At 39.3% G+C, this 13,822-nt stretch carries 10 protein-coding genes; 5 read left to right on the top strand and 5 right to left on the bottom strand.

Features of this window, described 5'->3' with window-relative positions:
• Positions 1-144: 144 nt before the first annotated feature.
• The 4 genes from HBL79_RS11885 to HBL79_RS11870 form a co-directional block, all read right to left on the bottom strand.
• On the bottom strand, positions 145-3,243 hold the full coding sequence (locus HBL79_RS11885) for a chondroitinase family polysaccharide lyase (RefSeq protein WP_199735586.1): 3,099 nt from the start codon (positions 3,241-3,243) through the stop codon (positions 145-147).
• A gap of 11 nt (positions 3,244-3,254) precedes the next feature.
• On the bottom strand, positions 3,255-5,390 hold the full coding sequence (locus tag HBL79_RS11880) for an autotransporter outer membrane beta-barrel domain-containing protein (RefSeq protein ID WP_046097248.1): 2,136 nt from the start codon (positions 5,388-5,390) through the stop codon (positions 3,255-3,257).
• A gap of 23 nt (positions 5,391-5,413) precedes the next feature.
• Positions 5,414-6,439: a porin family protein gene (locus HBL79_RS11875; RefSeq protein WP_124994784.1), complete on the bottom strand. Its 1,026-nt coding sequence runs from the start codon at positions 6,437-6,439 to the stop codon at positions 5,414-5,416.
• 193 nt (positions 6,440-6,632) lie between these two features.
• Positions 6,633-7,067, bottom strand: a complete 435-nt coding sequence (locus HBL79_RS11870; RefSeq protein ID WP_017805180.1) for a GNAT family N-acetyltransferase — start codon at positions 7,065-7,067, stop codon at positions 6,633-6,635.
• A 167-nt stretch (positions 7,068-7,234) separates the two neighbouring features.
• Here HBL79_RS11870 and tpiA point away from each other — a divergent pair, with 167 nt between their 5' ends.
• Positions 7,235-8,002: a triose-phosphate isomerase gene (tpiA, locus tag HBL79_RS11865; RefSeq protein WP_046097246.1), complete on the top strand. Its 768-nt coding sequence runs from the start codon at positions 7,235-7,237 to the stop codon at positions 8,000-8,002.
• Positions 8,003-8,187: 185 nt separating this feature from the next.
• The gene (locus HBL79_RS11860) at positions 8,188-9,165 is read left to right on the top strand and encodes an ROK family protein (RefSeq protein WP_046097245.1); all 978 of its coding nucleotides are present in this window, start codon (positions 8,188-8,190) and stop codon (positions 9,163-9,165) included.
• 84 nt (positions 9,166-9,249) lie between these two features.
• On the opposite strand, the gene iolB is transcribed toward HBL79_RS11860, so the two are convergent.
• Complete coding sequence (gene iolB / locus HBL79_RS11855; protein ID WP_046097244.1) at positions 9,250-10,089, bottom strand: 5-deoxy-glucuronate isomerase; 840 nt, start codon at positions 10,087-10,089, stop codon at positions 9,250-9,252.
• Positions 10,090-10,322: 233 nt separating this feature from the next.
• Between iolB and HBL79_RS11850 the strand changes: the two genes are divergently transcribed.
• The 3 genes from HBL79_RS11850 (at position 10,323) to HBL79_RS11840 (ending at position 13,755) form a co-directional block, all read left to right on the top strand.
• Positions 10,323-11,831, top strand: a complete 1,509-nt coding sequence (locus HBL79_RS11850) for a CoA-acylating methylmalonate-semialdehyde dehydrogenase (RefSeq protein ID WP_046097243.1) — start codon at positions 10,323-10,325, stop codon at positions 11,829-11,831.
• 47 nt (positions 11,832-11,878) lie between these two features.
• Positions 11,879-12,538, top strand: a complete 660-nt coding sequence (locus tag HBL79_RS11845) for an IS1595 family transposase (RefSeq protein ID WP_021723635.1) — start codon at positions 11,879-11,881, stop codon at positions 12,536-12,538.
• 80 nt (positions 12,539-12,618) lie between these two features.
• Positions 12,619-13,755: a Gfo/Idh/MocA family protein gene (locus HBL79_RS11840; protein ID WP_035687918.1), complete on the top strand. Its 1,137-nt coding sequence runs from the start codon at positions 12,619-12,621 to the stop codon at positions 13,753-13,755.
• Positions 13,756-13,822 lie beyond the last annotated feature (67 nt).

Raw genomic sequence — 13,822 nt, 5'->3', positions numbered from 1 at the left:
GAAACTCCTTTCAGACTTAATCGATAGACTTTCTTTTAAAGTCCAATCCATTATATACCGAATTAGTCTTAAGCAAAAACAGCCCATAAAATAAACCGCACTTTATAAAGTGCGGTTTATTTTTCAAGGATTATTTCTCAAACATTACTTCTGCAAAATAACTTCTTGCGGAATCCCAAAGAAACTGCTGAAAACCACCTCTGTATTTGTCGCCGAAGTAGTAACTTTTACGTTAGGATTCGATTGTTTCACTTTCCACGCACCTTTTAGGCTAACTTTCACCAACAAAGGTTTTGGGCGTTTTTCATTGGCGATATTTAGCTTGGTGGTCACACCGCTGAGGGTAAGTTGGTTGCCTTCCTGTTTCGCCATTACGATAGCAGGCATATTTACCGAACTTACCAAATCATCGTCAATACTACCCGAAGAATAGAACGCATAGCCATTTACCCCCGAAAGTTTATCTTTCACAATATGGGCATTGCTTTGTGCTTGGAAATGATAAGGTTTTTCACCTTTTTTCAACGCATTTGCAAGGGTTTGCATTTTATTTGGCGTTGCATCAAGCACGACAAGGTATTCATAATCTGCATTATTCCCTTGCTTGCTGTGATCCAGCCACGCCGAGCTAAATACACCCTCTGTTTTTTTCCGCTCCATTCCCACATAGCGAACATCAGGTTCGCCCTGTATAGAGTGCTGTTTCTGTTTAACCACATAACCGAGAGGGGCATTCGTGATTAAATAGCCATTACCATCACCATCAATAAGCCAATCACCAGTTTTAAAACTTTGCGGTGTCGCACTTGTTACATTCTTTCCGTTAAATATTGCATTACCACTACTTACATTAGAAAGCTGAAACAAGGTGGTTTCAACATTTTGATTGTTATTTCCACTACGAATATCCGTTCCTACCATAATCAAATGATCATCTGCGGCAAGCACGGTTTTTTTCGCGGTAAAACTAGGATCAAAATGCTGAAGTCTTGATGGGGACAATAAATGAGATGCCATCATTCCATATTTTTGCAATAAAGAAGAAGTACCATTATAAGGTGTTTCGCCTCTTAACATTAATGTGTGTACAATCGGGCTATTCAGTTTATCTAATGAAAGATGAATGGCTGTTGTACCAGGCAATCTATTCCAATCCCAACCATTTTCGATAAAGCCTTGTTCATCAGGTTTTTTATGCGAAAGAATTTGTGCCGATCCATTACTTTGATAACGACCATAACGATTTTCTTCAAAATAGATTTCTGATGACCATACATTACTGTTATAGGTTTTCAGTGTAACCATTTTGTCATTAAAGCGATGGATACCAAATGCCCCACCATTAAATGCCCAAAAGCCTTGAGGCAATTTAGCGGGTAAAATTTCTTGATTAAAAATCACCGCACTTTGTTTTGCGGTTTTCCCACTAATCGTCAAATAAATACTGGCTAATTCTGTATCGACCTTACCGTTATTGGCTAAAGCAAGCCAACGATAAGCATCAACGATTGTATAAAGCGATTCCGTTTTAAAAGGGTGACGTCCGCCCAACGCGATCCCCGTATATGGATTACTATAGATCCAAGCAGAAACTAACGCTTTTTTCAAATTTTGATAGGCAGCGTCCTTCAACGCAAAGGCAGTGCCACTAAATAAATACGCTAAGGCTGCCATATTAGGAAATGCAGGGAAAGAATAGCCTGGATAATTCCCATTATGCCGCCAAGCTGTACCATCTGGTCGCAACCCGTCTTTTGTCCCTGGAACCGTTTGCGAAAGTGAACCTGAGATATAATTTGCAAATGACGAGATTAAACGTCCACGTTCTTCAACATTGTTCTCTAAAAAGAGTAACGCAAAATGCTGACGAGCTAAGGTATTGTAGTAATCCAAATCTGAGCTGTCTGGCGTCAGTACCATATCAAAACTATCTTTAAACTCTCTGGCATACCACAAAAGGGTATCATAAATGGTAGATTGCAATCCCGCATCAGCAAGCACATCTTTCATCAGGAATGCCGATAAATACCACCATCTTGAACTATACCCCCAGTGGTGCGTAGTAATTAACCCACTGCCCTTATAGAACCCTTGATCGATAAGATGCTCACTTAGTAACACATACATTTTTGCCAACTGCTGGCGTTCTTTATTATTATGGCTCTTATTATAGGCAAGACTGATGTTATACATTAAGGTTGAATAATCAGCTAAATCAATGTACTCATCAAAGTATTTTTTATCCTCAGCACGCATATACCTAACTTGATAACGGTTTTTCTGTTTGCCTGTAAGCACATGCCGCCCCGTAATTACCCCATCAGCATTCTTTTGAATATTAAATGAAGTAAAGATTTTTTGGAGAGCTTTGAAATCGATATTTTCTTTAAAGCGAGGATCATTTTCCGTTAATAAAAACTGTTTAAAACGCTGTTCAACCGTATTAAGATCTTGGTGTAATTGTGCCGAAGAAACGTTTGGAAGTGGTGAATATTTATATTTTACCTCAGGCTCAGTGATGCGAGTTTTAACGTGATAATCAGACCACTGATAACGTGCATCATCAACGGAAAGCATAATATGGTCGATAAAAAAGCGTCCTTTTTTAACCGCACTTGGTGCAGTAAAGCGAACGGAATCAATGTTGCTTCCAATACCACGTGCGAGAGAAAAAGCAGGGCCATCGCCCCCCGTACCACTACCGTCTTGTGTTCCACCTGCTGTGCCTGCTCCAGGCATTTCACGGTATTCCATATCATTATTGAGTGAAACCCCTATTGCACGCCACCCTTTAAAATTTAGCTTAACACGCAAGCCCGCATCGCCCGAATTATATGCTGTTACCCCTTGTCCTAAATCAACAACTAAATAATCATCAATCGGCGTTTCATTATAAATAAAAAATGAAAAGAGCGGCGTCGCTTTCCGCCCTAAAGCTTGGAAAGATTCTGCATCTGTCGGCACATAATAATCACGATGAAAAACAATGCTACTCCCTGCTTGCCAATTCCATTCTAATGAAGTTTTGCCCGTAATAGAACGTAATGAACTGAGCGAAAGCTGGCTGCCTTTACCGACGGTGAAATCTTTTAACACCGCACTTGTTACAAAAGGCTCTATTTTCGCTTGCATTATCTGATGGGGATCATTGGTATCCTTTGCAATGCTACTGCCTGCCGCCAACGCCGCAGACAGGGCAAGTGCAAGGACTGAAAGACGGCTTTTTTTCATTTTTCCTAACATTGCCCAACTCCTTAGAATGTGCTACTTAAACTTACACCAAATGCTGCTTCGTTATATTTACCAAATTTGTTGTAAGACAATGAACTTGATACATTCAACGTTTCAGTAATATCTAAACTTGCATTAAATTTTGTAGTAAATTGATTTCCACCCACCGCATTCATCGTCAAAATCCCCTCTTGCGGCGTGGTTGTATCGCCAGCTAAACGATAATGACCATTTAGCTGAGATGAACCAAATTGCTTGTAATATTGCAGATCAAAGCTTGGTACAAACTTCCCAATACTTAAATCAAAGCGTTTCCAGAGCGAAATCCCCGCACCAATATGACGAGCATTATAGGTTTGAGTATCAGATTCCAGTGCAAATGGTGAACCTGTTTCTTTCCAGCCTGAATTACTGAACCATTGTTGTTTCAAACTCATAAATGGACGTAAAGATACTCCTCTAAATTCAGTATCGATTCCCCCTGTAACTTGATAGCCCACTTGGAATCCTGAGTAATCCCCTGTTGCCGTAGTATTACCAATAGAACGCGTACTATCTACAGAATAAGATCCGCCGATGAGATTAGCTTCAGTAAAATAAAAATCATCTTTCCATTCCATATAAGGCATAAATGTAATATAAGTTAGATTCTTATTCACATTGCTGTTACTGAGCGTACTACGATTTACACCAAAGGAAAATCCAAGCAATGCCTCATCATTAATTTGACGATCCATACCAATATGCACACCATAACGATTTAAGCTATAGTCATAAGCGGTTGAATTTTTTCCTTTAGCAAAAGAAGAACTTGCCCAAAGATTCCACCCATCTTCACGCTCATAGCTTGGTAATTGGTGTCGATAGGCAAGAGTGCGTTGTTCAATATGACTTCGCATTTGCTCGCTCCACACCCAAGCCGATTGGATATCTGCACCGCTTAAATCGGGTAAGAATTGGCGGGATAAAGAAACAATTTGAGTCGTTTTAGGGAATTGTTTGAGAAATGTTTCTCTCTCCTCATTACCCACCCCTATAGAATTTTTTAAAATATAACCAATAAAATCAGATTGTTCAGAAGTCTTATCTAAGAAGTTCTGAATACTATTTTCCTTTATTTTAATTTCATTGGATTTTTTGTATTCGAAGACTAAATTATTCCCCTCGGTACGGTTTTTGATACTCCCGCCTTGCTCAACTAATTCCACCCACTCATCATCTTGCTTAGGTAAATCACGGCTAGATTTTAAAGTGTCTGTAATGTCCGTGCCATCTTTATTAAAAATATGGATTTCAGCGGTCGGTATTTTTTGAGCTTTCTCCGTGATCTTCAATAATGTAAGTTGCTTACCATCAATATCATCAGCGGTAACATTCTCACCAAGTGTTAATTTCACTGTGTTATTATCCTTAAAAATAATTTGGGCTGTTGTCAAAAGTGTATCAGCATTTTTATCTTCAAGAATAAGGTTTAAACCTGTATTTGGTTCCATTTGAAGATAAGCTTTATTATAGTTAGCTCCAGTTTGCCCACTTTTAACACTTAATGTGCCATCACTCTTTACATAAATATTGGTTATGCCGCTAATATCGCCTTTTAATGTACTTTTGCCTTTAACCTCAATTTGGTGACCAGACTTCTCAAATTCCTTAATAGCAATGTTTCCTTCTACAGTACTATTATCTACTGTAATTTTCATATTATTTTTTGCTAAATTAGGGGCTTGGATAGAATAGTTCGTTCCTTTAACGGTACTTCCATTTTTAATGTTAATACCATCACTATTTGCCCGTAATTCAGAGCCATTATAAAGAATTGCTGTTCCATCACTTTGAATAGTAACGGCTTTACTCTCATCACCAACTTGGACGGTGTACCTTAATCCTAACGAATCTTCTAATATAAGAGCGTTATTACTACCGCTGAGATCAGTTTTTACCCTAATTTGTCCTTGCTGTTGTTTATTCGTTGAAGATTTTAATGAAACAGTTTGCGAGGTATTTAAACCGGATGGCTCTGTCGCACTAATTTCACATGCATTATTATCAATCGTTATAATATTGCCTGAAGCTGTACAAGCAGCAAAACTCTCTGTTGGTATTCCATATAGTCCAATACTGATTAAAACAGCCAAGGGTAATCGTTGTAGCTTTTTCATTTGAACCTCCAATTAAACAGAAATTAGAACGTAACTCTCATACCTAAACGCAAGTAATTTTGTTTTGACGTTGCTTTAGCTGGGTTATTAGTGAATTTCACATTTTCCCGATAGAATTCCCCTAATAAAGTGAAATTATTATTCACTTGATATTGAACACGCATTGCATAACGCGTGAGATCGCGTTTCTCTACAGAACCACTGCTTTCATTTTTCACTTTAATTTTTCCAAGGATCGATTTACGAACATAAGGGGAAAGCGTAAGACCAAAGTTGGTTTTATAAGTCATATAAAGGCGAAGTTGAGGGTTACTTTCTGTTAATGTAGAATTTTCCCATTGGGCGTTATCATCTCGGCGGTTACGAATATCATTATACGCAATTTCCATATTCCAATTTGGCGTAATGAGATAACGTAACCCCTGCTCTAATTCATAACCTAAACGTGTTGCACGTTGATGAAGCTGCTGCTCTTTCGAGTTATTAGAACTGGCTTTATTACGTTTATATTCATATTTAATCAGTTCTGGTTTAAAACGCCCATTCCAAACAAGTTGCTCTGTAATATTATAGTTATAGGTAATATCCATATTATAGAAATCAAAGGTGTCATTATTCCCATTGATATTAATCGTTTTATCTTGTCGAATATTAATTGAAGGCTGAACCCAGCCATTAGAAAAACGATAGCGATAACCCACACCAAAATCCATACGTTGATAATCACGTTGCCCGATTAACTGTTCAATTTGTGGTTTAGACGAGGCACTGCTATAAGCGGGATTGGTATCATTAACAGTTCGTGTATAGCCTTTAGAACGATTTTGGCGAATACCAAAACTAAACGTCCAATTTGAATTATCCGGTGAAATCGTAGTATCTAAACGATAACCGTGATAATTGCGAGCCTGCCCCGTATTATCACCCGTTTTATTATATTCATCGTTATAACGCACATCCTCCCAGCTAAGAATAGCATTCACATTTGCCGCTTGAACTTGTAAGGCAAATGCAGAAACTGTAGAGGCAAATAAAAGAGGTTTTATCATTTTCATACTCATAATCTCCAAACAATACAAAAAAATATGAAACTCTATTTCACTATAATCACAAAAAAAAAACGAAATTGAAACAGCAAAATTTTGATTATTTGAAGTAGATCACAAAATGAATGCTTTGTATGACAAAGCATTTATGAAGGAGAAGTGAGAAAGATCTGAACGAGATGAAGAAATGCTATAGCTATAAACGTAATTCAAAAATTTGTTTTTTCGTATTCGCCCTAAAACCCGCCATCTCAAGCCAATCTTCTTGCTGTGTACGTTGCTCAATAACAAGACGGGATGATTGCGTATAACGCACAAATTCTTTCGCTTTGGCGATAAGTGCGGTGTAAATTTCCGTAGAATTTTGTTGAGGCAGCACAAAAATATCCGTCAGTTGCCAATAGCGTTGCAGTTGCAAGGATGAAAGGCGAGGATAAAGCTGAATAAAACCAAGCGCTTGGTTTTGAGTGTCTACCGCAAGGAAAAAAATGCTTTCACTAAAGCGAATACGGTTGGTGAGAAAGGTTAAGGTGCGGTCAGGATTTTCTGCCATTCCTTGTGAAAGGCGATATTGTTCAAAAAGGGGCAGCAACAGCTCTAAATTCCATTGTTCAGCTTTAAAAATTTTCATATTGATGATTTTTTGTGAAATCTATACAGTAGATTGTAGCTTTTTAATGCAAAATAATCATCTTTTCACAAAAAAATTTTTCAAATTTGCCTAAAATCAACGGATGCAGAGTAAAAATTTGATATAGTAATGCGGTTATTTTTTGTTAATTACTATGGAGAAAAATTATGGCACGTCGTCCTTTAGTTATGGGTAACTGGAAGTTAAACGGTAGCAAAGCGTTTACCAAAGAGCTAATCGAAGGCTTAAAAGCGGAATTAGCCGGCGTAAACGGTTGTGATGTGGCGATCGCACCGCCAGTGATGTATTTAGCAGAAGCTGAAGCCGCACTTGCAGGCAGCCAAATTGCCTTAGGCACACAAAATGTTGATGTAAATGTGCAAGGGGCATTCACTGGTGATATTTCAACGGCAATGTTAAAAGATTTTGGTGCGAAATACATCATCATCGGGCATTCTGAACGTCGCACTTATCATAAAGAAAGCGATGAATTTATTGCGAAAAAATTCGCCGCACTGAAAGAAGCGGGCTTAGTACCTGTGTTATGTATTGGTGAATCTGAAGCAGAAAACGAAGCGGGTAAAACAGAAGAAGTGTGCGCCCGCCAAATTGATGCCGTGATCAACGCATTAGGCGTGGAAGCATTCAATGCTGCGGTGATTGCTTATGAGCCAATCTGGGCAATCGGCACAGGCAAATCAGCCACTCCAGCGCAAGCGCAAGCGGTTCACGCCTTTATTCGTGGTCATATCGCAGCGAAATCTCAAGCGGTGGCAGATCAAGTGATCATTCAATACGGCGGTTCAGTCAATGATGCCAACGCCGCAGAATTATTCACCCAGCCAGACATTGACGGCGCATTAGTCGGCGGCGCGTCATTAAAAGCGCCAGCTTTTGCCGTGATCGTTAAAGCGGCTGCAGAGGCGAAAAACTAATTTTAATTCCATTCCTATAAAATCTGCTCATTATGGGCAGATTTTTTATGCCTAAATTTTAATCCACTTCCTATTTTATTAAATTGTGATCTTCATCACGGCAAGACTATGATATTTATCATGGTCTGCATTGGCTAAATCAGTTATGTTGAAATTTAAGATTAGCAAAATAAATGGAGTTGATGATGAAATATTACGCAGGTGTAGACATTGGCGGCACGAACACAAAAATCGGCATTTTAGACAACCATTTTAATATTCTTGCAGAACAGAGCATTCCGACTTTATCTCAGCAAGGGGCAAGATCCACTTTTTCTCGCATTTGGCAGACCATTTTGGATTTGCTTGCGCAACATCAGCTTTCAGAAGCACGATTAGAAGGCATCGGCTTGGGAATTCCAGGCCCTGTGGTGAATCAAGCGATCGTTAAAATCGCGGCTAATTTTTCTTGGGGCAATGATTTCAATGCCAAGCAATTAATGGAAGAAATCTCTCACAAAAATGTGGTGGTGGAAAACGATGTGCGAGCCATCACCTTGGGTGAACATTTATTCGGCGCAGGGCAAGGGGTGGCGAATCTTATCGTTGTGCCTATTGGCACGGGTATTGCTTCAGGCATTTTGCTAAACGGCAAGGTGTTGTCTGGTTCAGGCGGCTGCGCGGGCGAATTTGGCCATATTATGGTGAATGAACAAGGAATGAAATGCGGCTGCGGTTTAACAGGCTGCTTGGAAACTTATACTTCCGCCCCAGGATTAGTGCGGGAAGCCAAAAAACTTCTTAGCACTCCAGAAACAGATAAACAAAAGTGCGGTGAGTTTTTCCAACGCTTTTCCACGGATTTAGATTCTCTACAAGCACATCATATTTTTGAATACGCCAAAAAAGGCGATCATCTCGCGCTGCAAGTGGTGGATAGTTTCACAAAATATTTGGCTTACGGTTTAGGCGTGCTGATTAATATTTTTAATCCTGAACTTATTGTATTGGCTGGTGGGGTTGCAAAATCCGCCGATTTCATCATCGAAAAAATACAAAAATTCCTACCGCACTATTCCTTAGGCGTATCCCTACAAAACCTGCAAATCAAACCAAGCCAACTGCTTGATTCTGCAGGTGTGAAAGGTGCAGCCGCATTGGTAATCAAAGAAAAAGCAAGATGATTTAATTTTTTATGCTTATGTTGCAAAGAATGGGTATTGAACTTGGCTGAAAAATGCTATAGCCAAGATCAATACATTGATAAATTATCGTAAGTGCGTAAATTTGTTTTGGTAGTCTGTGCTGTTGATCCATTGGTGGTCTTTTTCCCAAGTAAACCGCCATTTGCGTACAGGACCTGCCATCACATTAAGGTAATAATTATTATATCCCGCAATCGTCGCGACGGGGTGATAGCCTTTCGGCACTTTAACCACATCACCATCATAAACCGCCATACATTCATCTAAGCTGCGGTCATCCGTATAAACACGTTGTAAGCAAAAGCCTTGTGCCAGCTCAAAGCGATGATAGTAGGTTTCTTCTAAATAAGTTTCCGTCTCGCTATTTTTTTGATCGTGTTTATGACTTGGGTATGAACTGGTGTTGCCCTCATCAGTAAATACTTCCACAACTAATAAGGCATCAGCGGGTTCTGTTTCAGGCAGAATATTATGCACAAGGCGTTTATTATTACCAAACCCACGTTGCTCAACGCCCACTTCTTGAGGCGTAATTAAACGCACAGGTAAATTGCCTTCACTAGGTGCACGACAAACCGCTAATTCCAAATAAGTCTCGGCTTGAATTTCAACTTGGTGATGGTGAGGAACATAGAGAGAATAAGGCGGAATGCGGTCAAAAGGTGATTGGCGATTACCGATATGTTTAAATGTTTGTCCGTTTGTGGAAAACGTACATTTTCCTGCGATAACCACAAAACAAACTTCCGTGCCTTCTGTATCAAAATATAAAGATTGATTGGATTGGAGATGATAGCACTCAAAGCCAACATATTCCCAACCAGCACTTTCAGGTGTGATTTTTTGCACTAAGCCATTAGGTGCTGGATTTTGTTTTGCGGATTTCGATAATAAATAGCTCATATTAACCTCTCATCTTAGATAATTAGGTGAGTTTTCATCCAAATCATAGATCAACGGGCGTAATTCTGTCATAAAAATTTGTCAAATATCCAACCTAGATCACAAAAATGAAATAATTATTTTATTAAAAGAAAAAGCGAATTGAAAAATCCATTTCATTATTCTAAGCTAACGCAGACTTAAATCTACGCAATACGCCGATATTGATTCACTTTTAAGTTAAGGACCAAAGAATGGAAACCGTTTTAAATTTTATTAATGGAAAACTTGTTGAAAGTAAAGGCGAAAAAGTATGGCCAATTTTTAACCCCGCAACAGGAAAACAAATTCGCCAAGTGCGTATGAGTACTGAAGCAGAAGTGCTAGAAGCTGTTGATGTGGCACAACGTGCTTTTCCTGAATGGGCAGCAACTTCGCCATTACGTCGAGCAAGAATATTATTTAAATTTAAAGAATTACTGCAACGTGATTGGGATAGTTTAGCTCGCCTAATTACAGAGGAACACGGCAAAGTTTACTCTGATTCTTGTGGAGAATTAACTCGCGGTTTAGAAGTGGTAGAGTTTGCTTGTGGTATTCCGCATTTACTTAAGGGCGAATTTTCAGAGCAAGCAGGGCGGGGCATTGATATTCATTCGACAATGCAACCTTTGGGGGTTTGTGTTGGGATCACGCCGTTTAACTTCCCCGCAATGGTCCCAATGTGGATGTTCCCTGTTGCATTAGCTTGCGGAAATACCTTTATTTTGAAGCCTGCGAAAACTGACCCTTCACTTTCTATTCGTCTTGCTGAATTATTAAAAGAAGCAGGTTTGCCAGATGGTGTGTTTAATGTAGTGCATGGCGATCGTCACGATAATGAAATTTTACTTCGCGATCCTCGCGTTAAAGCGGTCAGCTTTGTTGGTTCAACCACTGCTGCAGAATATGTACATAAAGTAGGATCGGAATATGGTAAACGTGTACAAGCACTTGGTGCGGCAAAAAATCACGGTTTAGTAATGCCTGATGTGGATATTAATGCCACTGCCGATGCCTTACTCGGTGCTGCATTTGGTGCAGCGGGTGAGCGTTGTATGGCATTACCGATTGCAGTAACCATTGATGATGAAACCGCGGATAAATTAGTAGCTGCGTTAAAACCAAAAGTAGAAGCCTTACGTTATGGACCAGGTATTCCAAAAGAAGGCGAAAAAGAAATGGATTTTGGACCGCTCATTACCCAACAACACTTAAACAATGTCACGAAATATATTGATAAAGGTGTGGAAGAGGGTGCTACTTTAGTCGTGGATGGACGTAATAAAAAACCAGCTGGCTATGAAGAGGGTTTCTTTATCGGAGGTACGTTATTTGATCACGTTACTGAAGATATGGTGATTTACAAAGAAGAAATTTTTGGTCCTGTACTTGGTATTGTTCGTGCGAAAAATTTTGAAGATGCAATGCGTTTAATCAATGACCACCAATTTGGTAATGGTGCGGCGATTTTCACCAATAGCGGAGCTGCCGCAAGAGAATTTTCCTACCGTGTACAAGCAGGAATGGTTGGGGTGAATATTCCAATCCCTGTGCCAATGGCGTTCCACTGTTTTGGTGGGTGGAAAGATTCGGCATTTGGGGCATTAAATGTATATGGTCCAGATGGTGTGCGTTTTTATACTAAAATGAAAACGGTAACAACACGTTGGCCAGAACAAAATATGGATTCTCAAGCCGCATTCAGTATGCCAACCTTATAATAAAAAATGGGGCTGTAGTAGATTAGCAACAATGCTATACTACAAAAATGAAGATAACATATTGTAAATTAAAGAAATCCATACAGAAAAAACTGCTTGAGTTTTTTGTCGCAGAAGTTACTGCAAGAACAGCAGCAAATTTGCTAGATATTCAACCGAATACAGCCGCTTTGTTCTACCATAAAATCAGGCTTGTGATTGGCTATCATTTATCCCTTGAAGTTAACGAGATTTTTGAGGGGGAAATTGAACTAGACGAAAGCTATTTTGGTGGTCATCGAAAGGGAAAACGAGGACGAGGACGAGGAGCGGCTGGAAAAGTTGCTGTTTTTGGGTTACTAAAACGACAAGGAAAGGTATTTACTGTTGTGGTTGAAAACACCAAGAGTGAAACATTACTCCCTGTTATTAAAAGAAAAATCAAGCCTGATAGCTGGGTTTATACGGACACTTATCGCAGTTATGATGCGCTTGATGTGAGTGAATTTCACCACGAACGAATCAATCATTCCGAGCTATTTGCGGTGAAACAAAATCATATTAATGGCATTGAAAATTTTTGGAATCAGGCGAAGCGGATACTGCGAAAATATAATGGAATTAACCGAAAAAACTTTCCTTTATTCTTGAAGGAATGTGAATTTCGGTTTAACTTTGGGACACCAAAAGAGCAGTTAAAAATATTGCGAAAATGGTGTGAAATTTAGGGCTAATCTACTACAGCCCCTAAAAAATAAAAGAGATTTTCGTGATGGAAATCTCTTTTTTCTTGCATAAGGAAAAAGAAATGAAAAAAGTAAAAATTGGATTAATCGGCACGGGCTATATTGGACGATGCCACGCAATTGCTTATGCACAAGCCCCAACGGTTTTTCCGTTAGAAGCTGAGCTAGAATGCAATTATCTTGCAGAAATCACACCTGAGTTAGCTGCCCAAAAAGCTAAAGAATTTGGCTTTAAGCGTTCTACAGGAGATTGGCGTGATGTGGTGCAAGATCCCGATATTGATGTAGTAGATATTTGTACGCCAAACTTTCTACATAAAGAAATTGCATTAGCTGCAATTGGACAAGGCAAACACGTTTATTCAGAAAAACCGCTGGCTTTAACGGCTGAAGAGGCAAAATTAATGTTTCAAGCCGCGAAAAAGGCGGGCGTAAAAACCCTTGTGGGATTTAATTACATCAAAAACCCCACCACACAACTTGCTAAAGAAATTATTGAGCGTGGAGAAATCGGTGAAATTGTGCATTTTTATGGCACACATAATGAAGATTATTTAGCTAATCCTAATACGCCACGAGATTGGCATTGTATCAAGGAAAAAGCTGGCTTAGGGGCGTTAGGTGATCTTGCTGCTCATATTGTTCAAATGTCGCAATACTTGGTAGGAAGTGAAATTAAAACAGTGATTGGCGATATGCAAACCGTAATTAAGACCCGTCCAAATCCGCAAAATTTATCAGAACAACTGCCCGTAGAAAATGAAGATCAAGCCACTGCAATGGTACGCTTTGCAAATGGTTGTATGGGAACAATTGAAACCTCTCGTATTGCTTGCGGGCGAAAAATGGGATTAAGTTACGTGATTACGGGGACGAAAGGGACGATCAGTTACACCCAAGAACGAATGGCAGAATTAAAGCTCTACTTACATACTGATGATCCCGCACGGCAAGGGTTTAAAACCTTGCTTACGGGTCCGCTTCACCCAGATTACAAACATTTTTGTGTCAGTGCTGGACACGGAATTGGTTTTAATGATCAAAAAACGGTGGAAATTCGTGATTTGATTAATGGCATTGCAAACGACACGCCAATGTATCCCGATTTTGAAGAAGGCTTTAAAGTTTCCCGTGTTCTTGATGCGATTGCAAAATCTTACCAAGAAAAACGTTGGGTTGATGTTGAAGAAGTTGCATAACATTGCGGCTCGTTACGTTAAAAATCAACTTACAGTGTTCCATCAATAAAAAAACTTGGCAATCTAG

Source organism: Avibacterium paragallinarum (assembly GCF_011765605.1).
Lineage (GTDB): Bacteria > Pseudomonadota > Gammaproteobacteria > Enterobacterales > Pasteurellaceae > Avibacterium > Avibacterium paragallinarum.
Note: the sequence above shows the minus strand (reverse complement) of the source record. Positions and strands in the feature narration are given on the sequence as shown.

Coding starts and splice junctions, on each gene's coding strand:
- HBL79_RS11885 (WP_199735586.1), bottom strand. CDS start 3,243: ATGTTAGGAAAAATGAAAAAAAGCCGTCTTTCAGTCCTTGCACTTGCC.
- HBL79_RS11880 (WP_046097248.1), bottom strand. CDS start 5,390: ATGAAAAAGCTACAACGATTACCCTTGGCTGTTTTAATCAGTATTGGA.
- HBL79_RS11875 (WP_124994784.1), bottom strand. CDS start 6,439: ATGATAAAACCTCTTTTATTTGCCTCTACAGTTTCTGCATTTGCCTTA.
- HBL79_RS11870 (WP_017805180.1), bottom strand. CDS start 7,067: ATGAAAATTTTTAAAGCTGAACAATGGAATTTAGAGCTGTTGCTGCCC.
- tpiA (WP_046097246.1), top strand. CDS start 7,235: ATGGCACGTCGTCCTTTAGTTATGGGTAACTGGAAGTTAAACGGTAGC.
- HBL79_RS11860 (WP_046097245.1), top strand. CDS start 8,188: ATGAAATATTACGCAGGTGTAGACATTGGCGGCACGAACACAAAAATC.
- iolB (WP_046097244.1), bottom strand. CDS start 10,089: ATGAGCTATTTATTATCGAAATCCGCAAAACAAAATCCAGCACCTAAT.
- HBL79_RS11850 (WP_046097243.1), top strand. CDS start 10,323: ATGGAAACCGTTTTAAATTTTATTAATGGAAAACTTGTTGAAAGTAAA.
- HBL79_RS11845 (WP_021723635.1), top strand. CDS start 11,879: ATGAAGATAACATATTGTAAATTAAAGAAATCCATACAGAAAAAACTG.
- HBL79_RS11840 (WP_035687918.1), top strand. CDS start 12,619: ATGAAAAAAGTAAAAATTGGATTAATCGGCACGGGCTATATTGGACGA.